25 protein-coding genes are annotated in these 25,074 nt (G+C 35.4%); 16 read left to right on the top strand and 9 right to left on the bottom strand.

Going from position 1 to position 25,074, the window contains the following annotated elements; genetic code table 11:
* The first annotated feature begins 38 nt into the window (after positions 1–38).
* Positions 39–653, top strand: coding sequence for a hypothetical protein (locus REB14_RS08005; protein ID WP_079240668.1), 615 nt, complete (start codon positions 39–41; stop codon positions 651–653).
* A 50-nt stretch (positions 654–703) separates the two neighbouring features.
* On the opposite strand, the gene REB14_RS08000 is transcribed toward REB14_RS08005, so the two are convergent.
* From REB14_RS08000 to REB14_RS07985, 4 genes are read right to left on the bottom strand one after another with little or no spacing between them, the layout of a single operon-like run.
* On the bottom strand, positions 704–2,041 hold the full coding sequence (locus tag REB14_RS08000) for a UDP-N-acetylmuramate--L-alanine ligase (protein WP_309521922.1): 1,338 nt from the start codon (positions 2,039–2,041) through the stop codon (positions 704–706).
* Positions 2,042–2,047: 6 nt separating this feature from the next.
* Positions 2,048–2,485 (bottom strand): hypothetical protein, encoded by a 438-nt coding sequence (locus REB14_RS07995; RefSeq protein ID WP_079240670.1) that lies wholly within the window; start codon positions 2,483–2,485, stop codon positions 2,048–2,050.
* 15 nt (positions 2,486–2,500) lie between these two features.
* On the bottom strand, positions 2,501–3,307 hold the full coding sequence (locus tag REB14_RS07990) for a lysophospholipid acyltransferase family protein (protein WP_034697173.1): 807 nt from the start codon (positions 3,305–3,307) through the stop codon (positions 2,501–2,503).
* Between the two features lie 27 nt (positions 3,308–3,334).
* Positions 3,335–3,964, bottom strand: a complete 630-nt coding sequence (locus tag REB14_RS07985) for an NUDIX hydrolase (RefSeq protein WP_079240671.1) — start codon at positions 3,962–3,964, stop codon at positions 3,335–3,337.
* Between the two features lie 481 nt (positions 3,965–4,445).
* Between REB14_RS07985 and REB14_RS07980 the strand changes: the two genes are divergently transcribed.
* The 6 genes from REB14_RS07980 (at position 4,446) to REB14_RS07955 (ending at position 9,857) form a co-directional block, all read left to right on the top strand.
* Positions 4,446–5,264 (top strand): RIP homotypic interaction motif-containing protein, encoded by an 819-nt coding sequence (locus REB14_RS07980; RefSeq protein ID WP_079240672.1) that lies wholly within the window; start codon positions 4,446–4,448, stop codon positions 5,262–5,264.
* A gap of 118 nt (positions 5,265–5,382) precedes the next feature.
* Positions 5,383–5,781 carry a hypothetical protein gene (locus tag REB14_RS07975; RefSeq protein WP_099049832.1) on the top strand — a complete coding sequence of 133 codons (399 nt, stop codon included), beginning with the start codon at positions 5,383–5,385 and terminating at the stop codon, positions 5,779–5,781.
* Between the two features lie 7 nt (positions 5,782–5,788).
* Positions 5,789–6,523 (top strand): CsgE family curli-type amyloid fiber assembly protein, encoded by a 735-nt coding sequence (locus REB14_RS07970; protein ID WP_309521921.1) that lies wholly within the window; start codon positions 5,789–5,791, stop codon positions 6,521–6,523.
* Positions 6,524–6,534: 11 nt separating this feature from the next.
* Positions 6,535–6,945, top strand: a complete 411-nt coding sequence (locus tag REB14_RS07965; protein ID WP_034697196.1) for a curli production assembly/transport component CsgF — start codon at positions 6,535–6,537, stop codon at positions 6,943–6,945.
* 24 nt (positions 6,946–6,969) lie between these two features.
* Positions 6,970–8,334, top strand: a complete 1,365-nt coding sequence (locus REB14_RS07960; protein WP_079240674.1) for a CsgG/HfaB family protein — start codon at positions 6,970–6,972, stop codon at positions 8,332–8,334.
* Between the two features lie 11 nt (positions 8,335–8,345).
* Complete coding sequence (locus REB14_RS07955) at positions 8,346–9,857, top strand: carboxypeptidase-like regulatory domain-containing protein (protein ID WP_034697159.1); 1,512 nt, start codon at positions 8,346–8,348, stop codon at positions 9,855–9,857.
* Positions 9,858–10,129: 272 nt separating this feature from the next.
* On the opposite strand, the gene REB14_RS07950 is transcribed toward REB14_RS07955, so the two are convergent.
* From REB14_RS07950 to REB14_RS07930, 5 genes are all read right to left on the bottom strand, one after another.
* Positions 10,130–10,780 (bottom strand): response regulator transcription factor, encoded by a 651-nt coding sequence (locus REB14_RS07950; protein ID WP_238594360.1) that lies wholly within the window; start codon positions 10,778–10,780, stop codon positions 10,130–10,132.
* 213 nt (positions 10,781–10,993) lie between these two features.
* Positions 10,994–11,461: an OsmC family protein gene (locus REB14_RS07945; RefSeq protein WP_079240675.1), complete on the bottom strand. Its 468-nt coding sequence runs from the start codon at positions 11,459–11,461 to the stop codon at positions 10,994–10,996.
* Between the two features lie 170 nt (positions 11,462–11,631).
* Positions 11,632–13,191 carry an Rne/Rng family ribonuclease gene (locus REB14_RS07940; RefSeq protein WP_309521920.1) on the bottom strand — a complete coding sequence of 520 codons (1,560 nt, stop codon included), beginning with the start codon at positions 13,189–13,191 and terminating at the stop codon, positions 11,632–11,634.
* Between the two features lie 368 nt (positions 13,192–13,559).
* Positions 13,560–13,850 carry an HU family DNA-binding protein gene (locus REB14_RS07935; RefSeq protein WP_002984212.1) on the bottom strand — a complete coding sequence of 97 codons (291 nt, stop codon included), beginning with the start codon at positions 13,848–13,850 and terminating at the stop codon, positions 13,560–13,562.
* Between the two features lie 318 nt (positions 13,851–14,168).
* A complete protein-coding gene (locus REB14_RS07930) occupies positions 14,169–14,840 on the bottom strand; it encodes a response regulator transcription factor (RefSeq protein ID WP_034697153.1) in 672 nt (223 codons plus the stop codon).
* 179 nt (positions 14,841–15,019) lie between these two features.
* Between REB14_RS07930 and tssO the strand changes: the two genes are divergently transcribed.
* The 9 genes from tssO to REB14_RS07885 all read left to right on the top strand — a co-directional run bounded on the left by tssO (position 15,020) and on the right by REB14_RS07885 (position 25,066).
* Positions 15,020–15,556, top strand: a complete 537-nt coding sequence (gene tssO / locus REB14_RS07925) for a type VI secretion system TssO (protein ID WP_079240677.1) — start codon at positions 15,020–15,022, stop codon at positions 15,554–15,556.
* 11 nt (positions 15,557–15,567) lie between these two features.
* The gene (locus tag REB14_RS07920; RefSeq protein WP_034697149.1) at positions 15,568–16,092 is read left to right on the top strand and encodes a type VI secretion system transmembrane protein TssO; all 525 of its coding nucleotides are present in this window, start codon (positions 15,568–15,570) and stop codon (positions 16,090–16,092) included.
* 49 nt (positions 16,093–16,141) lie between these two features.
* Positions 16,142–17,053 (top strand): PKD domain-containing protein, encoded by a 912-nt coding sequence (locus REB14_RS07915; RefSeq protein WP_034697147.1) that lies wholly within the window; start codon positions 16,142–16,144, stop codon positions 17,051–17,053.
* 47 nt (positions 17,054–17,100) lie between these two features.
* Positions 17,101–19,506, top strand: a complete 2,406-nt coding sequence (gene tssR, locus REB14_RS07910) for a type VI secretion system protein TssR domain-containing protein (protein ID WP_079240678.1) — start codon at positions 17,101–17,103, stop codon at positions 19,504–19,506.
* A gap of 372 nt (positions 19,507–19,878) precedes the next feature.
* Complete coding sequence (tssD, locus tag REB14_RS07905) at positions 19,879–20,286, top strand: type VI secretion system tube protein TssD (RefSeq protein WP_034697144.1); 408 nt, start codon at positions 19,879–19,881, stop codon at positions 20,284–20,286.
* A 171-nt stretch (positions 20,287–20,457) separates the two neighbouring features.
* Positions 20,458–22,389, top strand: coding sequence for a type VI secretion system Vgr family protein (locus tag REB14_RS07900; protein WP_309521919.1), 1,932 nt, complete (start codon positions 20,458–20,460; stop codon positions 22,387–22,389).
* A 95-nt stretch (positions 22,390–22,484) separates the two neighbouring features.
* The gene (locus REB14_RS07895) at positions 22,485–23,783 is read left to right on the top strand and encodes a hypothetical protein (protein WP_309521918.1); all 1,299 of its coding nucleotides are present in this window, start codon (positions 22,485–22,487) and stop codon (positions 23,781–23,783) included.
* A gap of 6 nt (positions 23,784–23,789) precedes the next feature.
* Complete coding sequence (locus REB14_RS07890; protein WP_079240681.1) at positions 23,790–24,398, top strand: hypothetical protein; 609 nt, start codon at positions 23,790–23,792, stop codon at positions 24,396–24,398.
* A gap of 266 nt (positions 24,399–24,664) precedes the next feature.
* Positions 24,665–25,066: a hypothetical protein gene (locus REB14_RS07885; protein WP_145953207.1), complete on the top strand. Its 402-nt coding sequence runs from the start codon at positions 24,665–24,667 to the stop codon at positions 25,064–25,066.
* Positions 25,067–25,074 lie beyond the last annotated feature (8 nt).

Here is a 25,074-nt window from a genome sequence, read left to right as displayed (position 1 = left end):
TCTGCCCAATATAAAAACTAAAACCAATAAAAACATCCATGAAATATTCAGAAGGAATTCAGAGATCACTTCCATTCGGGTATCTTTTTCTCGTTATAATGGGAATATTAAAAGAGAGTGTCTTCTACTATCAGATCAATATTAATATTTTAAAGTACTCAACCATAATGGACATTCTGATAAGCCCGATTGCGACTTTAACTGCTCATCCCATTATATTGATTGCCCTGATTATTATAGTCGTATTTTCATTTGCTTTTCCCTCTTTTTTATCGAGACAGGCCAATAAAAATAAACGTTGGGCATTCCAGATGGCATCTCTCAAAGGACATGAAAATATGAGCAAAGAGGCTATTGAGAATCATTTTACCAATATGTTTGTGAAATTTCTCGCCATGATGTTACTGTCTTTCTTTGTAGGAATAGGTTGGGGAGAAGGACTTGGACTCACCAGAAAGATAAGGGAGAACAAGCTTAAATATGACTATAAATTAAACTATGGTGATGATAGCTTTGAGCAGGTGCATCTGATAGGATCAAACAGCATGTACTATATTTATCTGGCAAAAGGAAATAAAACGATAAAAATAGCACCGTTGGGCTCCATAAAGAGTATTGAGCTTACCAATAACAAAAAATTGAGCGACAATTAGAAAGCATACTTAATAAAAAAGCTTCAGAAATAGAATCTGAAGCTTTTTTATTATTTTGTTAAATCAAGACCGCCGAAATTTCCGGAGCTCATCATAAGATAAACACCATCTGTTTTATCTAATGTATCCCAGTAGGCATGTAGATCCTCAGCATTCGTGAAAACCTTTAGCTTTTCATTCTTGAATTTTTCTTTAATAAACTCAGGAGAAATAGGCTCCATTCTCTTGATCTTCAATGCGTCTTCAGAATAGAAAACAATTGCTTCCTCCAGACCATCCATGGCGTGGTCATACTGCTCAAGGAAAGCAGGATTTAAGCTTGAATAGGTATGAAGTTCCAGGAATCCATATTTCTTATCATTCTTAAATTGCTCGGCGAAGGCTTTTACAGCTGCTTTCACCTTACTTGGTGCATGGGCAAAATCTTTGTAAAGCGTTCCTTTATCTTCTCTTTCCACTTTTTCAAGACGCTTGGATGCTCCTTTGAAGCTCATGATCGCCTCATAGAAATCTTCATCCATAATCCCAAGCTGCTGGCAGATATGTCTGGCTCCTTCAAGGTTCAGTAGGTTGTGCGCTCCAAAAACAGAAAGAGGAACATCTCCCATTTCGGTTTTTAAATACACTTTACCATTATTGATTTCATATTCAGGAGTTTTGTAAGGGATCTTTCTGAAATAGTTCTCTGCATTTTCCACCACTTTTACTACTTCCGGATCTTCTTCATTATACACAAGAACTCCGCCTGCTGTAATGCTTGCTACAAACTTTCTGAACTGCTCAATATAATCATCAAATGTTTTGAATACATTGATATGGTCCCATGCAATACCACTCATTAAAGCGATATTAGGCTGATACAATAAAAATTTTGAACGAAGATCAATAGGAGAAGAAAGATATTCGTCACCTTCCAACACCATGAAATCATTATCCTGAGTCAGCTTTACCATACAGTCGAAACCTTCAAGCTGGGCACCTACCATGAAATCCACATCTTTCTGATGGAAATTCAAAACATGAAGGATCATTGAAGTAATAGTCGTTTTACCATGTGATCCGGCAATAACAACTCTGGTTTTATTTTTAGACTGTTCGTACAGGAATTCAGGATAAGAATATATTTTCAAACCCAGTTCTTTTGCTCTTGCCAGCTCAGGGTTATCCTGGTGTGCATGCATCCCCAGAATGACAGCATCAATATCCTGAGTGATCTTTTCCGGGAACCAGCCCATTTCCTGAGGCAGAATTCCTTTCTTTTCCAATCGGGATTTTGAAGGCTCAAAAATAGCGTCATCAGAACCTGTCACCTGATATCCTTTGTCTTTTAATGCGATTGCAAGATTATGCATGGCGCTTCCGCCAATGGCAATGAAGTGGGTTTTCAATTGTATTTACTGTTTTTTAACATTAGTATTAATGATCTGCTGGAAAGCCTCAAGAATATTCTTCCAGTTGGTGTTGTAATTCGGAATAATCATACTGGCATCCGTTTTACTGCCTTCATTAGGACCTTTCTTGATATTGATGGAAGTTGAAATATTGTCGTACAACTTTTTACGGTCTTCCTGTATTCTTCTGAAATTATTCTGAGAAAGAACCTGATCCAGTTTCTTTAAATCTTCATCAGAAATTTTAAAATCCTGTTTGTATTTTTTTCCTTGTCCTTCAAAAGAGTAGTGTACATTATTTCCTTTGATAAGAAGATTTTCATAAATAGGAGCAACACCTCCGCTTTTCGAATAGCTGATGTCAAAATCCGAATATACCTTTTGGCTGTTGCATGAAACTAATACTATGATAGCGAATAAGATTCCAAGTATTTTGTTCATAATTTTTAATTTACTTTAATTATTTGAGTCCTTTTGTTCTAATTTTTTAGCTTTAAGTTCTTCATCATAACTGTGTAATACATTGAAATCTTCTGTCTGCTCAATGGCAGTCATAATTTTCAATAAAATTTCCGGTGCTTTTTCATTATCATAATCAATGTCCAAAGGAGCTTTGAATTCCATCGTAGGTTTTACACCGGTTACCTTTACGCGGAGTCCTTTTTTATCAAAAGCTCTTCTGAATCCGTTTATTTTGATTGGAATTACTATAGGACGTTGGTTTTTTACCAATTTGGCCGTTCCTCTTCGTCCCTGTGCAAAAGCGGAAGTAGTTCCTTGAGGGAAAGTAGCTACCCAGCCATTGTCCAATGCTTTCATAATATTATCTACCTCACTCATGTCTACCATTCTGTTGACATTTTTCCCTTCAGCTCTCCATGTTCTTTTTACGGTTACAGCGCCTGCAATTTTGAAAATTTTGGGAAGAATACCTTTGTTCATGGTTTCTTCAGCTGCTACATAATAAAAATCAATCTTTGGGTTTAGTAGATAGATCGGATTTTTTATCGTATTTAAATATCCGTTGTTTACAGCACAGAAGGCATGGTACATTGCCGCCACATCTGCAAAATACGTCTGATGATTGGATACAAAAAGGACGTTAGAGTCCGGAAGATCCACAAGGTGTTCTGTACCGGTTATTTTTAACTTATTAAAGCCATTGAATCTTCTGTAAGACACAATACCTAAAATAAAAATAATAAACCTTTTCAAAAAATAAGGAGTTCCGAATGCATCGGTGAAAATATTTTTCTTCGCCATCTCTCAATTAAACACGGTAGTGCAAAGTTACATTTTTTTCAGCAACTGACTGAATTCACTTAATATCATTGCTGTAGCACCCCAAATGATGTATCCGTTGAAATTAATGACCGGAACATCATGTCCGCCTGCACTTGGCAGAGCCATAATTTCCGGGGTATCTGACAGGTTTAAAAAGGAAGTGATGGGAAATTCTATGGTTTCCACAGCTTCAGTCTGTTGAAGAACAAAAGCAGGATTCTTTTTGGTGTAAGAGATATAGGGATATACATAAAAATTGCTTGGCGGAATATAAATAGGAGACATTTCTCTGATGATCCTTACATAATGCTTATCTATTCCTATTTCTTCGGAGGTTTCACGAACTGCTGTTTCAGCAAAATCTCTGTCCATTTCCTCACGTTTTCCTCCAGGAAGTGATATCTGCCCGCTGTGCCTGTCGTGCTCATTAATCGTTCTTTGAATCAATGGAAAATACCACTCGTTGTCTTTCAGATAGAGAACAATATTGACAGCCGCAAATTTGGGATTCTTTGACAATACTTCATCATAAGTAAAAACGGGACGGTAGGGAGGCGAGAATACTCCATGTGCGTGTTCGCCGGGAAGTGCCACGCTTTTTATTTTTCTCAATAAATCTTTTCCAAAATTTTCCATAGCTCAAATTTAGCAATATATCTTGAAGAAATAAGTGCCTTAACATTAATTAACCTATGAGAAAGACTGCATTGTAGCCGGAAATATTTGCTTCTTAAACCCAATGAGATATTATGAATGATAAAATGGAATCTATTTCAACTTTCAGTCTTGAATTTTTAATGCAAAATTGATTTTAGGTTGAGAAAATAAATTTGACAGGAGTTTGTAAAAAAAAGCGTAAAACCCTGAATTGTGATGTTTTAAAAATATAAAAGATCGAACTTGCTTAGAAGAAATCATCCTTGTAGAAATATCAATATTCACTATTGATGGATTTGGCTGTAAATCAACATTTTGTGATAGTGTTTTTCCGTAACGGTAAATAATGACTTGTCCAACTGGAAACAGTGATTTTCAAAATTTACACTTTGATGGTGGTTTTTCATTTTGACGGGGAAGCTACCTTTGCCTTACTATTAACCAATTAATTTTTACTAAGATGAAAAATTTACTTACAGGTGTACTTACACTATTCGCAATGAGTTTCGGATTCGCACAATTCAATATTGATGTGACTACTCAAACAGGAAACTTAAATGTTGCTACAGTAGACCAGACTGGTCTTTTGAACATCAATTCTCTTACACAGACAGGGAATCGTAATACTGCAGATATTGATCAGGTAGGAATTTTAAATGTCAATAATGCACAAAGTATCGGAAACAGAAACTCTGTAGATGTAGATCAGATGGGTATTGGAAACTCAAATGAAGTGTTGCAGATGGGAAACAGAAACTCTGCTTCAACTTGGCAATTAGGAGTACTTAACTCTACAGAACAAACTCAGATCGGAAGAAGAAATGATGCTTCTTCAGTACAGATTGGATTAGGAAACTATGTTTTCCAATATCAGGATGGAAGAAGAAATGATGCTTCTGCTGTTCAGGTGGGTATTGGGAATGACGCTTATCAGGTTCAGCTAGGAAGAAGAAATGATGCCAGCGCCCTTCAGATAGGAGCTAATAATGTTCTTGTTCAGTATCAGGATGGAGATGACAACAGTGCCACTCATATTCAAGCAGGAAACGGTAATATCGCTGCCTCAGTTCAGATAGGAGATGACAACACTTCTGCAGGAGTACAGATAGGTAATGCTAACCAGCTTTATCAGTTCCAGATAGGTGATTCCAACACAGCTATTGATCTTCAGATGGGTAATGGTAACTTTACCTGGGTAGCTCAGAGCGGTCTTGGCCATGTTCATGTAGGAACTCAGATGGGTAATGGAAACTCAATGATTGTAAATCAGTCGAATTAAGCCCTATAACAACATACTGTAAATCTTAGAAATTGTAAAGGAGAAACTGCAGTGTTTCTCCTTTTTTAACCCTTCGATTTTCTCCGTTTTGTTATCATGTAATTTTAATACTAAGGCTATGTTTAACTTGAAATGGAGTGTTTTGGCTCTTTTCATAATGTTGCCACTACATGCACAGGAAATAGACTGGGATAAGGTCAACAGCAATACAATCTTTAATCTTATAGCCAGACAACAGACAGATCAGAGTTCTTATGGATCCGATATCATTCAGATAGGAGACTATAACAATGCCGAACTTTCCCTTAACGCCCGAACCAATATTATAGTAAGACAGCTGGGAGATTTTAATACCCTATATTTTATCAATTCATTCACAGATAAAGAAACAAAAGCTGCCATTACTGCACAGGGAAACAATAATATTATTGATGTTACAGGAAGCAACAGTATTTCGGATGGAATTCAGATTAATGTAAAGGGAGATAATAGGACAGTTTTCATGAGAAACTATTAAAACACAAATGATGAAACTTTTATATTCCCTTAGCTTGGGTACATTTTTTACCTTCCTGTCTGTATGGGTTTATGGGCAGGAAGATAAGAAAGTAAACGCAAGGATAGAGAGTAGTGTCCTTGAAAACCAGGTCAGATTAAAAGCAGTCGTAATCAATAACACTGCTGTATATAAAGAACTGAATTACCTTTTGATTTCTATTAAAAAAGGAAATAGTGGAAATCTCTCAAACAATCAGCAGAATGGTAAATTTTCTGTCAATCCCAATGAAGTAAAGATATTGTCGGAAATAAGTGTGAATCTCGAGTCAAAAGATGCCCTCAAAGCTTTCCTTTACATCAGAGATGAAGAAACCCAGAAGCTGATTGCCAAAGACAGTCTGGAACTGAACAGCGACCTTTTCAAAAAAAAAACAGCTAAGATAGAAGAAGACGCTGCTTATGAGCTCAGAGGACTTACCATCGATGAGACAAAAACCAAAGTAGGAAAAGACTTTTATGATATGTTTTACATGCAGTACAGTCAGCTTCCTGATAAAAGCAGTAGCGTAATAACTATTACAGAACTTCCTCTCCGTGGAACAAGTGGTCAGATTAATATTCAGATGGAAGATAAAATTATTTACAGTTTTATGACCAATCCGGCAGAGGATTATTTAAAAGAACAATTAAGCTATAGCTTAAAATATATCAAAGAATTTAATGCCAAGAAAAATCTTATTAAAAATGAATTCATCTATTAAAAATGTCCGCCATGAAAACATTTATCATTATTTTGACATGTATTGCGGGTATTTTCTACGGAAAAGCTCAGCAGCTCGTCTATAAGCCGGTGAATCCAGCCTTTGGAGGAGATACATTTAATTATCAGTGGCTTTTAAGCTCTGCTAATGCACAGAACCCATTTGATGAAAAAAATGATTTCAGCGATTTGCTGGATCGGGTGAACTCTCTTGATAGTTTTACTGAGAGTCTTAACAGGCAGATCCTCAGTGAGCTTTCACGAAAACTGTTTGAAGAACAGTTTGGTGATGGAAACATAAAGCCCGGAAATTACCTTTTCGGATCTCTTTATCTGCAAATTACCAATACTAATCAGGGACTTTTAATCAATATTTTGGATACCAGCAATGGCGATCAGTCCGAGATCGTAATTCCAAAATAGGTAATCACTAAAAATAAACTTACCATGACAACCTACACTTATACCAGAATCTTTTTCTGCACCTTCCTGCTATGCATTTTGCAGGCCTGTAGTTCAATATTTGGTTTACCTTCGGATCCCGAAAAACCAACAATGGGAGAGGTTACATCTTCCACCGCAGAATTAAAAAATCTTCCACTTCCCAAAGAGAAGATTGTAATAGGAGTCTACAAATTCAGAGACCAGACCGGCCAGTATAAACCTTCTGAAAATGGAAATAACTGGAGTACGGCAGTCCCTCAGGGAACTACAACCATTCTTATCAAAGCATTAGAAGACAGCCGCTGGTTTGTCCCTATTGAAAGGGAAAATATAGCCAATCTTCTCAATGAAAGACAGATCATCCGTTCCACCAGACAGGAATACATCAAGGATGCAGACAAAAACAATCAATCACTTCCTCCTCTTTTATACGCCGGGATTCTTCTCGAAGGCGGCGTTATCTCATACGACAGCAATATTCTGACCGGAGGACTTGGAGCAAGATATTTCGGAATCGGAGCTTCTACACAATACCGCCAGGACAGAATTACCATCTATCTCCGCGCTGTCTCTACACTCAACGGAGAAATTCTTAAAACGGTTTATACTTCTAAAACCATTCTTTCAACCAGTGTTAACGGAAGCTTTTTCAGATATATTGATACGGAAAGATTACTGGAAGCTGAGGTAGGTCTTACTCAAAACGAACCTGTTCAGCTCGCCGTAACAGAAGCAATAGAAAAAGCTGTGAAAGCCCTTATTGTTGAAGGAATCAGAGATAAAATATGGGGGAAAGCAATAGATGAGAATGGAGGATATCAAAGTTTAATCAACGAATATAACAGAGAGCAGGAGCAAAATAATGACAGAGTTGTTGGAGGCAGATATCCGCAGGATTACAGACAGAAAGTATCCATATTTGCGAATGTTGAAGGACAGAAAATTAAAGATGACTATGTAGGTCCTAAAATGAATGTTGGTGGAAAAATAGGACTTAAATATTTCCTTACTCCTTATCTGAATATGGAACTGAACGCAAGCTATTTTACGCTTGAAAATTCTAATATTGTGAAAAGAAACTACTATGGTCCTGAAGTGAATCTGGAATACATCCTTTTTCCGAAATACAGATTCAGTCCATTTGTTTATGGTGGAGCAGGAGCGTTGTATTCAAAATATAAACCTCAATATAAAGCACAGTTCGGTGGCGGCCTGGAATATATGATCAGCAAGAATTTTTCGCTGAGAGCCTCCGCCCAATATGACCTTGGCTTCAAAGACGACTGGGAAGGCCTTGTTAATGGGAAAAGAAAAGATCAGGCTTTACGCTTTGGAATAGGAATCAACTTTTACTTCGGAAACAAATAAAAACACGAACTATGAAAACTATAATTAAAATATTCAGCATATTCATCTTTGCTTTTTGTCTGTTTTCATGCAATGAAGACCTTGTAGAACAGGCTCAAACAGGAATGTTAAAAGGAAAAGTAGTAAAAAGAGGTAGCAATGTGCCGCTTTCTAATGTGAAGATATTTACCAATCCTACGACACAAACGGTTTTCAGTGGTACAGACGGTTCATTTGAAATCGCTGCCATGCCGATAGGTAATTATTCTGTAAAAGCAGAGCTTTCAGGATATATCACAAGCTTTCAGTCAGTCAATATACAAAATCAAAATCAGGTGGTAACGGTAGTTTTTGAGATGGATGATGATACTTCATTGAATTCTCCTCCCGCTACACCACAGTTGCTAAGTCCGATAGATAACGCAGTAAATCAACCTTTGAGCGTCGAATTAACCTGGAGCGCAACAGATCCCGATACAGCAGATGTATTAAGATACAGCCTGACAATTAAAAATAATCTTGACACTAATGTGATTCAGGTTAATGATTTGACAGCAAACCACTATACGCTTTCAAATCTGAAGTTTGGTGTAAGTTACTTCTGGCAGGTGTCTGTTTCGGACGGCATTCACCAGCCAGTTTTAAGTTCTATCAGTAAATTTACCACCAATACAGTTCCGGCTAACAGGTATCATTACGTTCAGAAACAAAATGGAAACTTTGTGATTATTTCCAGTGATGACCAGGGAAATAACTTCCAGTTTACCAGTTCTTCCTACAACAGCTGGCGACCGCGCAAAAACAATAATGCAGGTCTCATTGCATTCCTTCGTACGGAAGGTGGAAGTACCCATCTTTATACTGCCAATCCGGATGGCTCCAATCCATTTAAAGTAACAACAGTGGCTGTTGCAGGCTTTAATAACTATGAAATGGACTTTGCGTGGAGTACAAATGGTAAAGAACTTATTTATTCCAATTTTAATAAGCTTTATAGAATTAATAAAGATGGAAGCGGTCTGAGTTTAGTGTATACAACTCCGGACGGAAGCCTGATTTCCGAATGTGACTGGAGCTATGATGGTAGTAAAATAGCATTGAAAACCAATGATTATAACGGATATAATACTAAAATTTATGTAATAGACATCAATGGTGCTGTTCTTAAAACGGTATTGTCAGGTACTGCAGGTGCCAGCGGAGGTTTGAACTTCTCTGTAGACGGACAGCTTCTTCTGTTTACCCGTGATATGTCCGGATATTTGGATGGAAGTGGAAATTATCGTCAGCTGGATTCACATATCTTTATCTATAACCTTGTTACGGATGCTGTGAGTGATATTTCTGCAGAAAGCGAAAAAGTACTGGGAACGAATGATCTCGATCCTAGGTTCTCACCAAATAATGCTCAGATTATCTTCATGAATACCTCCAACGACAATATTTCTCAAAGGAATGTAATGGTCATTGACCTTAGTAGCACGCTGACGGATATGACAAGGACAACACTGTTCAGCAATGGAGAGATGCCGGATTATGAGTAAGATATAACGTTTAATGTTTAAAGTCCAAGGTTTTAGTTTTAAAGTGAGGTATGAGATCATATCTGTACCCATTAGAGATAAATTTAGAATTAATTCAATAAGTTTTTCATTGTTAAGTCTCTGATTTCTCTGCCTCACTTTTTATGCTACAGACTTTGATTATATTTTACAATAAAGATTCTCCCTGAAGAAATACTAACATTAAAATCAGGGGTAAAAAAATTCCAGACTTTGCATAAGCCTGGAATTTTTGAGTGATTCATGGAAGTCTTTCAGTCGATGATATGATTCTCGATCGCATATTTTACAATTCCGACTGAGTTTTTGGCATTGAGTTTCAAAAGAATTCTTTTTCTGTGTGTTTCTACCGTATTGATACTGATAAATAATTTTTCTGATATATCTTTACTGCTGCATCCGTCACAGATCAGTTTAAGAATTTCCATTTCGCGACGGGTGAGAGGTTCTTTGATGTGAGGATTGGGTTTTCCCTGTTCACTACTGATAAAATTGATCATTCTTTCCTTTGCATGATCACAGATGTAGATCTCATTAAGAAGTAAAACATTGATGGATTTAAGGAATTCATCATAGGTACAATTTTTATCCAGATAAGCCTTAATACCTTTATTGAAGAGTTTTCGGATGTCAATCACATCATATGAACTCCCAATGATGATGATTTTGGTATTTTTATGTTCTGAAATAATACTTTCCACCAGTTTGCAGATTTCCGAAAGCATGAGCATGTTGGAACTCATCACAAGCATTTCCGAAGGTTCTTCTTTTAAATATTTGGAAAGGTTTTCTAAAGAATTACAAATATCAATGGTACTGAAAATTTTGCTTTGGGTAAGCAGTCTTGATAATCCCTCTGTGTAGAGCATGGGTTCATCAAAAATAGTCAATTTTGGTTTCATCATGGTTTGTTTTGTTTATATAAAAATAGGAAAAAAACTTTACATTTTGAATAAAATTGTTAAATATTTTAAAATTATTATGTTTTTATTAGTAGTAAAATGTTATTTTTATTGATTTTTCATTAAATAATTCTCTTTTTGTGGAGTTTTTTGGAGTTATTTCTGTTAAAATCTATTATTCATAGTTGTTTTCAAAGGTTATTTTGAAATGTGGTACTATTTAACTAACGTGGTAGGGATATGCTTTACCGGAAAATTAACGGAGTTGGCAATGAAGCAGAATTCGTTGGCCTTATGATGAAGTTGTTCTGCTTTTTCAATCATAGATTCTTCTGCAACCGTTACGGTAGGGTGTAAAGTTACTTCTGTAAAATGACCGCTTCCACTGGCTGTTTCTGTCATGATACCTGTTGCTTCATCAGTATAATCTGTAACGATAATACCGGCTTCAGAACAAAAATGAAGATACCATAGCATATGACAGGAAGAAAGTGAAGATAACAGCATATCTTCCGGATTGTGTTTCGTTTTATCGCCTCGGAATGCAGGATCAGACGAACCTTCAATAACAGTTTTGTTTTCTGCTGAAATAGTATGGCTTCTTTCATAATCTCTATAACTACTTGTTCCCGTTCCCTGGTTTCCTGTCCACTGAATGGTAATTTTGTAATGGTGGTTTTTCATATTCTAAAGATAAAAGATGTTGTTGTTAAAATTCAATAGGAGTGGGCTTTAGCCCGCCTTTAAAATTATAAAATTCATTGGCTTTAGCCAAAACTTAAATTATAAATCATATTCTATAGGTATAAATGCAAAATAAAAAAACCTCCAGAAAACTGAAGGTTTTAAATTTTTTAATTAGAGAATTCTATTAATTCTTCTTTTTTGGCATTGTAGATTTTGTATTCTAAATATTTAAAAGAATCCCTTGGGACAATGGTTACCCACTTTTTGTATTTGATAAACCATTTCATCTGGATACTTTTAATGCCTTTTGTAAGGTAAGCTTCCACAAATGGGTGTACATGCAGGTAGATTTTTCCTTTTTCTTTCTGCAGAATGTTTCTTAAGGTTTCACCCATTCTTTCCACGATAACAATAGGAGCTACAATTTCTCCGTCTTTGTTCGGGTTTTCTTCTTTGGTGTCGATCTGTTTTTCCGGACGGTTTCTTTGTCTGGTGATCTGAATCAGACCAAATTTACTAGGAGGAAGGATTTTGTGGCGAGCCTTGTCGCGCTTCATTTCCTCTTTCAGATGCTCGTAAAGATCTCTTCTGTGATCAGAATTTGGCATATCTATGAAATCGATAACGATGATACCTCCCATATCGCGGAGGCGAAGTTGTCTTGCGATTTCTGTAGCAGCCATTTTGTTCACTTTCAGCGCATGCTCTTTGTTGACAGCAGTTCCGGTAGTAATATTGTTTCCGGAGTTGACATCTACCACGTGAAGTGCTTCTGTGTGTTCAATAACAAGATAGGCTCCTTTGGAACTCGGAATGTTAACGTGTTTTCCGAAGCTCTGTTTAAGCTGTTTTTCAACATTGTAATATTCCAGAAGTGGAATATGAGAATCATAAAACTGGACAATATTTTTCTTTTCAGGGGCAATGACTTCAATGTAATTTTTCATTTCGTTGACCATTTGCTCATCGTCGCAGATGATATTCACGAAGTCCTGATTAAAATTGTCTCTTAAAATAGCTGAAGCTTTGTCTTCTTCGCTTAAAACTTTAGACGGAACTTTATTTCTCTGGATGTTTTTGAAAGTGCTTTCCCACTTCTGAACCAGCTGGTTCATATCATTATGCAGGTCGGCTACTTTTTTTCCTTCTGCTACCGTTCTGATAATCACTCCAAATCCTTCAGGCTTAATGCTGTCGATAAGAGTTCTTAATCTTTCTTTTTCTTCAAAGCTTCTGATCTTTTTGGAAATGGAAACTTTATTGTCAAAAGGAATTAAAACCAGGAAACGTCCTGTTAATGAAATCTGGGTAGAAATTCTTGGGCCTTTGGTAGAAATAGGTTCTTTGGTAATTTGTAGCAGAACCACATCGTCCTTGGCAACTACTTTGTCTACCGTTCCGTTTTTGTCTATTTCGGGTTGTATCTCGAAATTCTTTAAGCTCGAAGTGCTTTGTTTTTTAGAAATAGTATCTTTTAAAAACTTTCTGTACGTAAGATACTGAGGTCCCAGATCCTGATAATGCAGAAATGCATCTTTGTCGTATCCGATATTGACGAATGCTGCATTCAGATTGGGTGCCAGTTTTTTTACTTTTCCTATAAACAGATCTCCAACTATAAAATCGCTTTTGTCTTCTTGCTCATGAAGTTCACATAGTCTTCCGTCTTCCAGCAGCGCAATCTTTGTAAGATCATCTTCATGCGAAACTATTAGTTCTTTCTTCATTTTTTAATAAGATAAAATTGTTAAGATTATAGGAAGTGGATGTTTTTTATCGATTAATTCATCTATTAAATATAATGATTTTGAATGAAAACCATTATATGTTTATTAAAATAATATTTGAAACCCTCCGTTTTCCGCGGAATCTTATAGTTGCAAACAAAAATATAGTTAGTGAACTTTAAAAATTTAAATCCACCAACTATATTATTATATTGTAAATCTCGAGAAAAAGAGATTATTTTTTCTTATGTCTGTTTGCTCTTCTTCTTTTCTTTCTTTTGTGAGTAGCAACCTTGTGTCTTTTTCTTTTCTTTCCGCTTGGCATAATTTTAATTTTTTAGTAACTAGTTAATATTCAGTTAATGTTCTTATTTTACTGCAACTTTAGTTTTTACTTTCTCAACAAAAGATTTTGAAGGTTTGAAAGCAGGAATGTTATGAGCAGGAATCTCAATTGCAGTGTTTTTAGAAATATTTCTTCCTGTTTTAGCAGCTCTTGTTTTAATGATAAAAGATCCAAAACCTCTTAGATAAACGTTATCCCCATTATACATAGAAGTTCTGATCTCCTGCATAAAAGCTTCTACAACTTTCTGTGTTTCATTCTTTTCTGTTCCCAACTTATTTGAGATGGTGTTTACCAATTCTGCCTTTGTCATTTCCTTATTTTAATTTTAAATTTTAGGTGTGCAAATTTAGTTAAAAAAATTGAATACTAGCAAATTAGTGGCAAAATATTTTTATTCAAAGAGTTGGACTTTTTATGTATACACTATATTAAGGTGCATTGAAGATTATTTAACAATAAAATAATACAGCCGGATAAAGGTACAAAAATTTGATGAACAAAATTTAATAAATGCTGGTTATAGCAGGCTTTACAGTACTTTCTTATCTTGAATATGATATTTTGAGATCCTCTTCTCTGTCCTGATACATCACGAGGAAATGATTTTTATTAGTGAAATCAAAATTTTTTATAAACTGGAATTATAATATCCGTTTTCTACACAGAAGCGTATAAGGTGAAGTTTGGTTTTTAACCCCAGTTTTTCTGTTAGCCTGTTGATGTAAGTATCTATAGTCCTGGTACTCAGATTAAGTTTTTCTGCAATTTCTTTATTACTGAATCCTTCATAACAGAATCTCATAAGCTGTATTTCTGCCGGTGAAAGCTCTTCCTGTCCTTTCTTCTGCCTGTCCATATATTCCTGTACTGCAAGAGGTTGTTGTTCCCATTCTTTAGAATATGCCTGATAATCAAAGTCTTCAGAGGCAATGCTTCCTTTGATAATATCTTTTATGATGGTACTTTTTTTCTGACAATAATAGATGTTGGGAATCTTTGAAAGGATTTCGGCCATATCTTCCTGGTAAGTGCCGGAGTAAGTGATGATAGGAGTTTCTGTATTGTTTTTTCTGATGTACTTAATGGCTTCAATTCCACTTAATACCGGCATGAAGAGTTCAATAATGAACACATCTTCCTGTCTTCTGTAGATTCTGTTTACCAGTTCATGCCCATTGTTACAATCATTCAGAAGCATATAGAAAGGATTTTCCATAAGGGTTTTGATCATTATTTTTTTAAAATAAAAATCACTGTCTGCAATGGAAAAACGTACGGTATTAGATAATATTTTACTCATTCTTAATATCGATTTGGCGAATGATATTTAAAATTTAGAGGTCTAATTTATGAAAAACTTATCAAAGTGAAAATTAATATTAATTTAATCAGGGTTTTCACGAAACAGGGTTGGGGAAATTACGTATTGTGCATAAAATTTTTTTTTTATATTTTCACAGGCCAAACAAATCGCAAATTATGTCTTCTAACAGGGAAAAAAAATTAAACAAATCTGACGTCAGAACGGGCATTTGGAAGTTTATTCTGTCATTTGTTGTTTTGTCGGTTGTAACTTTTACGTGCTTATTTCTCTTCTTTAAGAGTTATGATATACAGCGCGAAGGGATTAGCCGTGAAGCTGAAGCCTATAAAGAATTGATGCTTCGAAGTGACGTGCTAAAGGATCACATTGATGATATTTACGACAAAATGAACCAGCTTAGCATTAATAAGGTGGAGAATGAAGTGTTTCTCAGAACCAGTATTATGGATAACGTGAGAGATGCTAAAAACATTATGGGTAAAGACAGTGTACAGAGCTTTAAACATTATGCTGTGCTGATGAAACAGATTGTACCGATGATGACTTTAAAAGCCAAGATCATTGAAGTGGAGTATCAGAAGAAAACAGTTTTAAGAGATCTTGATGAATGTATGGGTAAGATCAAAGTGACCAATAATGAGCTGAGAAAAGACCCTACAAGAAATTTCACAGGAAGTAAAAGAAGAAGATAAAAAGAAAAGATATGCAAGGACAAATCACATTATCAAAGAAAGAAAGGCATTATCAGTTTTTTTATTTAATACTGATGCTGGTAACTGCAATGTTATTTTTGGGAGTGATCTTTTTAAAAGGATTTGTATCTCCTTTTTCTGATGAAGATGTAAGAGGAATTCAGAATCTTGAGCAGAAAGCCGAATTTGAACAACACCAGAAAGTTGTTCTTCCTATCATGGACAGTACTTATACCATGATTACCAAACTTACTGATGACGGACCACAGCCTTTTATAGAAAACAATATCCAGTTGGGAGTAAACGACCTTAACAGCTATTTCAATAGTACTGACGTTGTGGATATCCGCAAAGATGCCTATCCACAGATCGCAAAATTTTATAAAATGTATTTTGATGACAAAAAAGTCATTTCAACAACCTCTGAAGACATTAAAATTTTCCAGAAACAGGTAGATGAATGCAGAATCGGATTTAAAGATAAGCAGAATAAGCTCTATCAGCGCGAGCAGGATCTGAAAGCAAGAATGCAGTAAGCAAATAAATACTAGGAATTTTAAATAAAACACATCACAATTACTAACTATGAATTATTTTCAAAAGAACAAGAAAAACATTATTATCGGTGTTATTGCAACTTTGCTGATTGCAGCATTGGTTGCTCTGTGGCTGCAGAAAAAGGTAATACACTCAGCCGATGATATTGTTGGGGTGGTTTATCCGTCTTCACTGGCGGTAGGAGACACACTTTTATTCGAAGATAAAACCCAGTTTGCGAAAACCAAAAGATGGAATTTCGGAGATGGAACAACTTCAGATAAAAACAGTGGTATTCACTTCTATAATAAACCAGGGTACTATCAGGTAAGTTTGATCGTTGACAACAAGTACACGAAATCTTTCCCTGTAATGGTAGGCGCAAGAAGCGTTCAGAAACCAAAAGATACTGCACAGTCTAAAACAACTATTGAAGCGGTTACTCAGGCGATGCAAAATGAAAATGTGACTTTCCGTGCTGTTTCTGATGCAAAACAGTTTGCATGGAAATTCGGTGAGTCTGGAAATACAGATGCTAAGGATAAATTTACCATCTATTCCTATAAAAAACCTGGAGAGTATCTGGTGACTCTTTACACAGAACAAAGCCAGGATCCTATCTATCACCGTATCAAAATTCTTCCGGCTTATGATGCTCTTGCAGAAGATGAAGTTTCAGTAGAAGACTCTTATGCAAAAGTAGATAATGATTTTAAATATCACCTGCAGCAGATTGCTAACGGAAACAGTTTCAATATGCATTACAATTACCTGTTGAAAACGTATCTGTGTAACAATGAAAATACAGTGGTAAAAGTAAATGACAGTAAAGTCAATAACTTCTACATGTATTGTGCTGGCCTTCAGTTTGACAAAAATACGGTAATCCAGACGGTAAAAGTAAACCTGGATGATACGCAGAACTGTGTAACTAAAGTAGATATTAATCAAAGCAAATAATTTCGTCCGGTCTTACGGATGTACCAATCATAAAAAGATTAAATAGGATGAAAAATAAATTTCCTCTAGCAGCATATTATATAGGGTTATCAGTATTATTGACGAGTTGCCAGGTAAAACTGCCGTCAAAGAAAACCCCGGAGCCTTCACAGTATGGGCAGGTGGACGCTTCACCTGTCGTTAACGGATATCCAAAAAAGTCAGTTCCATGGATTGTTATTTCAGACAGATCAAGAAATACAGCTTATTTGGATAAAGATGATGAGAAGTCTTACAAAGAAGTAAAATTCCTTGAACCTTTAATGGTTTTAAAACATAGAGACGGAATGGTAAAAGTGGCGGAATATGTTCCGGATGCTTTAATGAAAAAAGTTTCCTCGAAATCAGTCAAAACCTACGGCTGGATTCAGGAATCTGACCTCCTTCTTTGGAATAATGCCTTAAAAAGCGAAAAAACAGGTTATCCTGTAAGAGTGGCAGTAGTCCCTAATAACAGCGAAGTTATCAGAAATGCTGAAAGATACTACAAAAATGACTCTATTATGGTGTTTAATTCACCAAGTCTTATTGAAACAGCCAACGTGAAAATTCCCAACGGACAAATTGTTTACGTATACAAGATGGCTGAAAATAACAAACGTTTCCTGGTAGGTAAAAAACCGTCTGTTGACATGGACAGTATCAACAAAGGACTTTACGGATGGGTAAGCTCAAATGTAATTTCCAGCTGGGGAGAGCGTTCTGCTATCAAATTAAAAAATACCACAGGAATTAATGATACAACACTGGGAATTCATGAAGGATATCCAGGTGGATCTGCTTCAGATGCTGATAATAAAACAGCAGTTCTTCTTACTGATGTAAACAAGAGAACACCTCTGGAAAATATTTTTCCTGTTCATCTTCCTTTAGAAGAAGCTCCAACTCCTGATTCAAAGACAAAATATTTCACCAATATTTTAGATTACAGCAAGAACTTTGTATCCAATGTATTGGGGGAGCCCATCTATTTTGACCGTTACAGAGAGATTACGGAAAGAGATAAAAATATCAATATTGTTTTCGCATTAGACGTAAGTGCTGCCAACGCACCTTATGCACCTATTGTAAAATCATTATTACAGGATCTTCAACTTAGATTTGAAAAACCATCTTACTTCAGTAATGTTAAATATGGAGTGGTTTTATATAAAAATAATCCTTGCGGGGAGAATATTTCTGTATCCAACTTAAGTACAGATTACAGCAAGATTTCCTCATTTATTGATCAGAAAACAAATGAAATGAACTGCGCAAGCAACAATGGTTACCAGCCGGTAGGAGAAGCTCTTACAGCAGCTGGAAATCTTCTTTCAAATGTTCCTGATGAAACCAATATTGTGGTAACGGTAGGTACTTCTGCCAACCAAAGCGGAAATATGTACAGCGTAATCAGCTCATTGACGCAGGCTCAGGCAAGGTTAATCATGTTCCAGACCAGTGCAAGATCGTCTGATACTTACAATGATTTTGTATTGATGGCGGAAAATGTGGTGACGAACACAGCTAAAAATATTGCTGAACTTAAAAAGCAAAAGATCATCAACCAATATGATGTGCTTACCAAGAATAATTTCAACCTTGTGGAAGGTGATGAAGGATTCTTCTCTTTAGCTTATCCTAAACAGAGTATGTCTCAGGGCTTTGTTATTTTCCCTAAAAAAGGAGACATTACCACTCCGGGATTCCTGAAAAAATCTGTTGACAGTCTTATTTCACAGGTTACTTTGGATAATCAGACTGTCGATAAATCTCTGAATGAATATTTCCATTCATCTGTAGGAGCAGGAAGAACAGATGTAGATCTGAAATATAAATATCTGTATCCGGGACTTACCAATCCGGTTTCTGCCGGAATTGCTGCACAGCTGATCAACTACGGAAGCCCATTCCTTGTGAAAGGATATATTCCAAAAGAGTTGAAGGAATTTACACCGGGAATAGAAAAGGGAATCCTTATTTCTGAATCTGAATATGATAATTTAAAAGCTTTCTATACCGAAGTTTACAGAAATACTCAGGCGGACCGTGCAGATTTTAATCAGGCAAAAGCAGTTAAAGAATATGTAAAGCTGTTGAAGAAATATAATCCTACAATAAAATTCTTAGATAAAGGAGCACTTTATGAGCTGCCAATGTCTTATGCTATCGGAATGAGTACAGGATTTGATCTTACTGAAGAAGAACTGATGGCTAAATATAAACTGAAAGGTTGGAAAAAATCAAAAGTCGTTCCTAGTGAAACGGTAAAAAATTATTTTCAGCACTATAAAAACTTAGCAGACAGAATGCTTGCCAACAGAAACAATCCGGCTGTGAAGATTCAGCAGAACGGACAGACTTTCTACTGGCTTAATGAGTACTTTACCCCATCAAGAATTCCAACAGAACAACCGGAATACACAAAACATTAAGAAATTCATTTTATGATATCAAAAGCAGGAGTACATACTTCTGCTTTTTTGTATGGTAAAATGAGGCAGCATATATTAATTAATTTTAAACCTTAAACCTTGAGTTTTTGAACCCTAGACTCTCTTTATTTCTCTTTTATGTGTAAAAATATTTTTTATCTAAAAATAGAGATATAATTTAAAACGCTGTTTCTATGGGTGTTATAATGTGGTATGTAAATCCATTATCGTAGAATTACTACAAGAAATCGTAGAACTACTACAAATTTTCAGATTTGTATTCAAAAGTTTTTTTTAGCGGAAAAGAGCCTCTATATTTGCTAACACAATCACCACATCACAAAATATTACTAACGATTAAATTTACTAATCATGGCCGAAAGAAATTCAAGAGGAATCTTAAAATTCAATAATGGAGAAGGGCAGAAGCTGTTAAAAATGAATTACAGCGTTTCCAGATCTACAGACGTTTCAGGACGTGTAGCATCAGATCCTTCTAACGCGTTAATCAAGGTTACAGTAGAAGCTACTGAAAAGTCAGACATCCTTGAAAGCTTACTAAACGGTAAATATAAGCCAACAGTAGGGGAAATTACTTTCAACAAATCTCACGAAGAAGGTACATTGATTACGCTGAACTGGCAAAACGGATATGTTATCCAGCATCAGGTAGATTTCGATGCCATAGACAGCAACAGTATGCTGATCAGCTTCGTAATCAGTGCTGAGACTATTGACTACGGTACTTCTCAATACGCTGGGCTATGGCCATCCAGCTAAAATTAACACACATTATCAACATTCATAAGAAAAAAGACTGTCCCATTTAAGACGGTCTTTTTTTGCCTGAATGAAAAAACTATACCTGAAAACTTTATTTTATAACATGTTTATATAGTGTCTGTTATATAAATTTTGTTATCTTTAATACCAAACACAAACACAAAGCATATGAAAACCGAATCAAAGACCAAGGGATCTTCCTTCCGTCCTTCGCAGAATGCAGACGGAATATCCGAGAATCATCACGCAGGCATCAACCGGCTTGTCAAATTATCACTGGTTGTAGAAGGTAAAATTATTAAGTACTATAAACATTTCACTCTTAAACAAAAAGCAGGTCACCACCACGAATTTAATCTTATTCTTGCTCATGATGCATTGGGAGACAGGCAGAGCCATACCCTTGAAGAAGCCAACAAATTTCTGGGAAAACGTCTTACAGCGGTCATTTCCTACAAAGATATTGAGAAGAGTCCGGAAAGAAATTTCATTGGAATTATTACCAAAGTAGGATTCAGTCAGGAAAAAATGAGTCTGGGAAATATTGTACTTTCCGGATACAGCCCGACCATCTTGCTGGACGGTGCTCCGCATATTCAGAGTTTTGGTGGCAGCCAGCCCGTTAATATGGGAATCATAGCCAAAGAAGTAATAAAACAGGGAATAGATAAAGAGCGGTTCGATATAAGAGTCGATACCAATGATTATTCCCAGATCATTTACAGCAGCCAGTATAACGAAACCCATTATAATTATCTGTCGAGAATGGCAGAAGCCTATGGAGAGCAATTTTATTATGATGGTGAAGTATTGCATTTTGGAAAGCTTCCTCCACAGAATAAGCCTATAAAACTTTTATACGGAAGCAATGCAGATAATATTAAAGTAGAGCTCAAAGCGGTTCATACAAAACCTCAATATTATGGCTATAACAGTAGTAAACATGAAAAACTGACCTCAGGGGAAACTCCGGTTGATCATTTAGGTGATTTGGCCCGTACAGCATATACTCATAACGATAAAATCTATAAAACTCCGGCACTGCAGGTTGCTCCTATTAAAGCAACAACGCATCTGGATGTGGAGCATTCTCAAAGAAGTACATCAGGAAGCGAAGCTGTTAATGTATTTTCGGTCTCCGGATCTACAACCGTTCCTTTTTTGCATCCCGGATGTATTGCGGATATTCATATGAGAAAAACGGATAGCAGTGAAACATCTTATTTTACGAAGGTGATGGTGACAGAAGCTGTTCATGAAATTGATACCATCGGACATTACACAGGAACTTTCGAATCTATTGCTGCTGACACTGGTTTTCTGCCCAAACCGGAATTTATGGTACCAGCTGCCCAGCCACAGATTGCAACGGTAATCTCCAATACTGATCCGGAAGGACAGGGAAGAGTTCAGGTAAGATTCGACTGGCAGATGAATGATAACACTCACTTTGTAAGGGTAATGAGTCCTGATGCAGGAGGAACCGATCAGATTACGCAAAATCGTGGTTATGTAGCCATTCCGGAAGTAGGAGATCAGGTAATGGTTAATTTCGTTCATAGTCATCCGGACAGACCGTTTGTGATGGGAGGAATGTTCCATGGCGGAATAGGACTTGGCGGTGGAGCAGACAATCGTGTGAAGTCTATTCAGACAAGAAGCGGCCACAGAATTGTCTTCACAGAAGATGAAAGTATCATTATTACGGATAAAAGCGGTAATGAGATTCATCTGGATACAACGGGAAGTAATATTAATATCACAGCACCGGAAACCATGACGCTGAATTGTAAGAATATGAATATTAATGTTGGAGAGAATATGACGACGACGGTGGGAATGAATAAAGCAGACAGTGTCGGATTAAATAATACAGAGACTGTAGGCGCGATGAAGCTTACTTCGGTCATAGGAAATGTAAGTACATTCATTACAGGTAAACTTACTGAGATTATTGAAGGGGACGTACACAGTGAAACTAAGAAGGAAAGAAATGAAATTTCGGAAAAGGAAATTAACATTACCTCCAATGCTTCTATCAATAAACACGCCCAGCAGGAAGTTCAGAACAACAGTGGAGAGAGATCTAAAGCCTATTAATGATGAGCAGAACAAGAATTGTAAAAGGCACCTACACAAAAATCTCTCAGGAAGATCATAATATGTATTCTCAGGAGAGTATTATTTCACGTGCCATGAAATGGATTTCTGAAAAGGGTAATGCTAAAGGAGTGAGTCATAATACGCCACAATCTCCTCCATTAGCTCCTCAGCCCATTCAACTTATTGTTCAGTTCAGACCTAATAAGGGGTGGAAAGGAGAATTTGGGTTTGATTGGATGAGAATAGGTGATACCAGTCTTTTTAATGATCAAAAGTTTAGTGATATTATAGCTTATCAGTATGAGGATGCTAAATTTACTACGAAAGTAAAAGATGGTAATAAATATAAGGGATATTTTAAGGTTGATGAGACAATGTTTAATAACCTTAAAAAAGAATATAATCCTTTCTCTATTTTATGGAAAACGAAAAAAGATAAAAATACAGGCAAAGATATTCCGGAAGAATATTTTATACCATGGTTGTCCATTATAAAAGATAAAGAAGTTAAGATCACTTTTTTTGCAGAAATTCAACAGGAGGCTGATTATTTGGAATTTACAAAATCAGATTATTTTACTTTTACTCCTAATAAAATAGAGATAAAAGGGAAAAAGAAAATATCTTTGAATGATTATGAAGTGACAATCAAATGCATAAAGGAGTTTACAAATAACCAAACTATAGAGTTAAAAGCTTTTAAAGCTCAAGATGGGAAAATCATTGAGGCTATGGTAGGAAAACTAAATGTCTGGGCAAATGATAATACTAAACAAAAGAAAAAAGATGTTGTATTTGTGGAAATAAAAACTCCAGAATTATCTACCGGATCAGGAAAGAATAAACCTAATGTTAATGATGAGAAAGATAGGGTTAATCAATACCTTGGGCAAGCATATATTCAGTTATCTGATCAGTCAGATATTGTTGAATTAGATTTAACGTCAGATAAGAATTTTGTGGATTTTGTGACCAATGGTGAGGTAGATTCTGATAAAAAAAGCGGTGGAAAAGAATTACAGGATTATTTGAAAGCTCAATTGGAAAAGGCCTATCCTAAGAAATACACAAAGCATTTCAAAGCATTTTATTTTGCTGAACATGGGTACAGTGCAGGAGGAGGGTATGTTTCTGGGTATTCAAATTATGGAGCAGATTATGTGGTGGTATTTAAAAGCAAAAACAATCAGACAGCGGCCCATGAATTTCTTCATTCTATGAATTTAGCCCATACATTTGCAAATAAAGAAGCATCTTCTCATGCCTTATTTACTTATGAATATAAAAAGACAGATAATTTACTGGACTATTCACATCATGGAGGAAATGATAATAAACGATGCTCATTATATTATTGGCAATGGAAAAAAGCCAATTCATCTATAAAATAGGTAGTTATGAATAAAATAATAATGTTAATGTGGTTGAGTATATTTATACAATGCCAATCTCAAAAAATAGATAAATATATGATACCAATTGTTGATAATAAGTATGAAAAATTTGATATTGAAAATTTTCAAAAGAAATCAGTAAGGGGATACCTAAAAGTACGAGAAAATAGCAATACTTATATTCAAGATTTTCAATCACCAGGTTATAGAGAAATGATTTATAATGATAATTTGTTTTATAAGGTGACTAAATTTTTCTATGAAAATGGTAATATTGAGAAAAAGGGTTGCTTATTTAATGAAGGATCGGTAGCTGGTATTTGGTATTATTTTGATAAATCAGGTAAAATTATAAAAGAAGAAAATACAGATGAAGGCTATGGATTTAAACCTGAAGATATTATTGTATACTGCGAAAAAAATAAAATTAATCTTTCAAAAGGTTATCATGATTCAGGTTATCAGACAAGAGTACTAAAACAGGATTTTGAAGGCAAAAAAGTATGGCGGATTTCTCATCAGACCAGTGGTGATTCTATAGAAGAAATTATTCTGGATGGTAAAACAGGAAAAGAGCTTCAAAAGAAGACAGTACCATTTTATAACTCATAATTAGATGATTCATAAAAAGTTTATAGAAAAACTATTTGTAGTATTCTTGTTGGGTTTTCTACAATGTCAATCTCAGGAATTACAAAAGACAATGATTCCAAAAAATTAATAACAAATTTGAGAAGATTACTATACAGAACTTTAAGAAAAAAAAGACGACATATGTATTGAGACTTCAGAAGCAGAAAAAGTTTCTTTTACTGCTTCTAAAGCTGGATACAGAATAAGTATTTATCATGGAAATTCTTTTTATAAATTAGGTAGTTATGAAAAAATTAATTTACATGGCATTAATATGTAGTTTATTTTCATTGTTAGGATGCAAAAGTAAAGAACAAAAATTTTTGGATAATCATAAAGTAATTCTCTATGAGACTAAGGAAGCAGGAGATTTTATTAATACTGCAAACATAAAACCTGATGAAGCAAAACAGATTCAAGCAGCTTTTGCTATAAATAATAATAAGAAACCTGAATCTTATAACTTATTTATAATAGACAATAATTATGTTTTTACCTCTTATTTTCATCCTAAAGTTCCAGAAGCTTCAACAAGTGGAATATGGGTAGATGCTAAAACGGGTAATGCAAAATACATGGAAACTGGAATATGGTTAAAAACCTATAAACCTTACCTTGAAAATGATGATTCCATTCCTTTTAATTAAAACTAGAC

It is taken from the genome of Chryseobacterium metallicongregator, assembly GCF_031324065.1.
GTDB classification, from domain to species: Bacteria; Bacteroidota; Bacteroidia; order Flavobacteriales; family Weeksellaceae; genus Chryseobacterium; species Chryseobacterium metallicongregator.
This window is presented reverse-complemented; position numbering and strand designations above follow the sequence as displayed.

Coding starts and splice junctions, on each gene's coding strand:
- REB14_RS08005 (WP_079240668.1), top strand. CDS start 39: ATGAAATATTCAGAAGGAATTCAGAGATCACTTCCATTCGGGTATCTT.
- REB14_RS07995 (WP_079240670.1), bottom strand. CDS start 2,485: ATGAACAAAATACTTGGAATCTTATTCGCTATCATAGTATTAGTTTCA.
- REB14_RS07990 (WP_034697173.1), bottom strand. CDS start 3,307: ATGGCGAAGAAAAATATTTTCACCGATGCATTCGGAACTCCTTATTTT.
- REB14_RS07985 (WP_079240671.1), bottom strand. CDS start 3,964: ATGGAAAATTTTGGAAAAGATTTATTGAGAAAAATAAAAAGCGTGGCA.
- REB14_RS07980 (WP_079240672.1), top strand. CDS start 4,446: ATGAAAAATTTACTTACAGGTGTACTTACACTATTCGCAATGAGTTTC.
- REB14_RS07975 (WP_099049832.1), top strand. CDS start 5,383: ATGTTTAACTTGAAATGGAGTGTTTTGGCTCTTTTCATAATGTTGCCA.
- REB14_RS07970 (WP_309521921.1), top strand. CDS start 5,789: ATGATGAAACTTTTATATTCCCTTAGCTTGGGTACATTTTTTACCTTC.
- REB14_RS07965 (WP_034697196.1), top strand. CDS start 6,535: ATGAAAACATTTATCATTATTTTGACATGTATTGCGGGTATTTTCTAC.
- REB14_RS07960 (WP_079240674.1), top strand. CDS start 6,970: ATGACAACCTACACTTATACCAGAATCTTTTTCTGCACCTTCCTGCTA.
- REB14_RS07955 (WP_034697159.1), top strand. CDS start 8,346: ATGAAAACTATAATTAAAATATTCAGCATATTCATCTTTGCTTTTTGT.
- REB14_RS07950 (WP_238594360.1), bottom strand. CDS start 10,780: ATGATGAAACCAAAATTGACTATTTTTGATGAACCCATGCTCTACACA.
- REB14_RS07945 (WP_079240675.1), bottom strand. CDS start 11,461: ATGAAAAACCACCATTACAAAATTACCATTCAGTGGACAGGAAACCAG.
- REB14_RS07940 (WP_309521920.1), bottom strand. CDS start 13,191: ATGAAGAAAGAACTAATAGTTTCGCATGAAGATGATCTTACAAAGATT.
- REB14_RS07935 (WP_002984212.1), bottom strand. CDS start 13,850: ATGACAAAGGCAGAATTGGTAAACACCATCTCAAATAAGTTGGGAACA.
- REB14_RS07930 (WP_034697153.1), bottom strand. CDS start 14,840: ATGAGTAAAATATTATCTAATACCGTACGTTTTTCCATTGCAGACAGT.
- tssO (WP_079240677.1), top strand. CDS start 15,020: ATGTCTTCTAACAGGGAAAAAAAATTAAACAAATCTGACGTCAGAACG.
- REB14_RS07920 (WP_034697149.1), top strand. CDS start 15,568: ATGCAAGGACAAATCACATTATCAAAGAAAGAAAGGCATTATCAGTTT.
- REB14_RS07915 (WP_034697147.1), top strand. CDS start 16,142: ATGAATTATTTTCAAAAGAACAAGAAAAACATTATTATCGGTGTTATT.
- tssR (WP_079240678.1), top strand. CDS start 17,101: ATGAAAAATAAATTTCCTCTAGCAGCATATTATATAGGGTTATCAGTA.
- tssD (WP_034697144.1), top strand. CDS start 19,879: ATGGCCGAAAGAAATTCAAGAGGAATCTTAAAATTCAATAATGGAGAA.
- REB14_RS07900 (WP_309521919.1), top strand. CDS start 20,458: ATGAAAACCGAATCAAAGACCAAGGGATCTTCCTTCCGTCCTTCGCAG.
- REB14_RS07895 (WP_309521918.1), top strand. CDS start 22,485: ATGAAATGGATTTCTGAAAAGGGTAATGCTAAAGGAGTGAGTCATAAT.
- REB14_RS07890 (WP_079240681.1), top strand. CDS start 23,790: ATGAATAAAATAATAATGTTAATGTGGTTGAGTATATTTATACAATGC.
- REB14_RS07885 (WP_145953207.1), top strand. CDS start 24,665: ATGAAAAAATTAATTTACATGGCATTAATATGTAGTTTATTTTCATTG.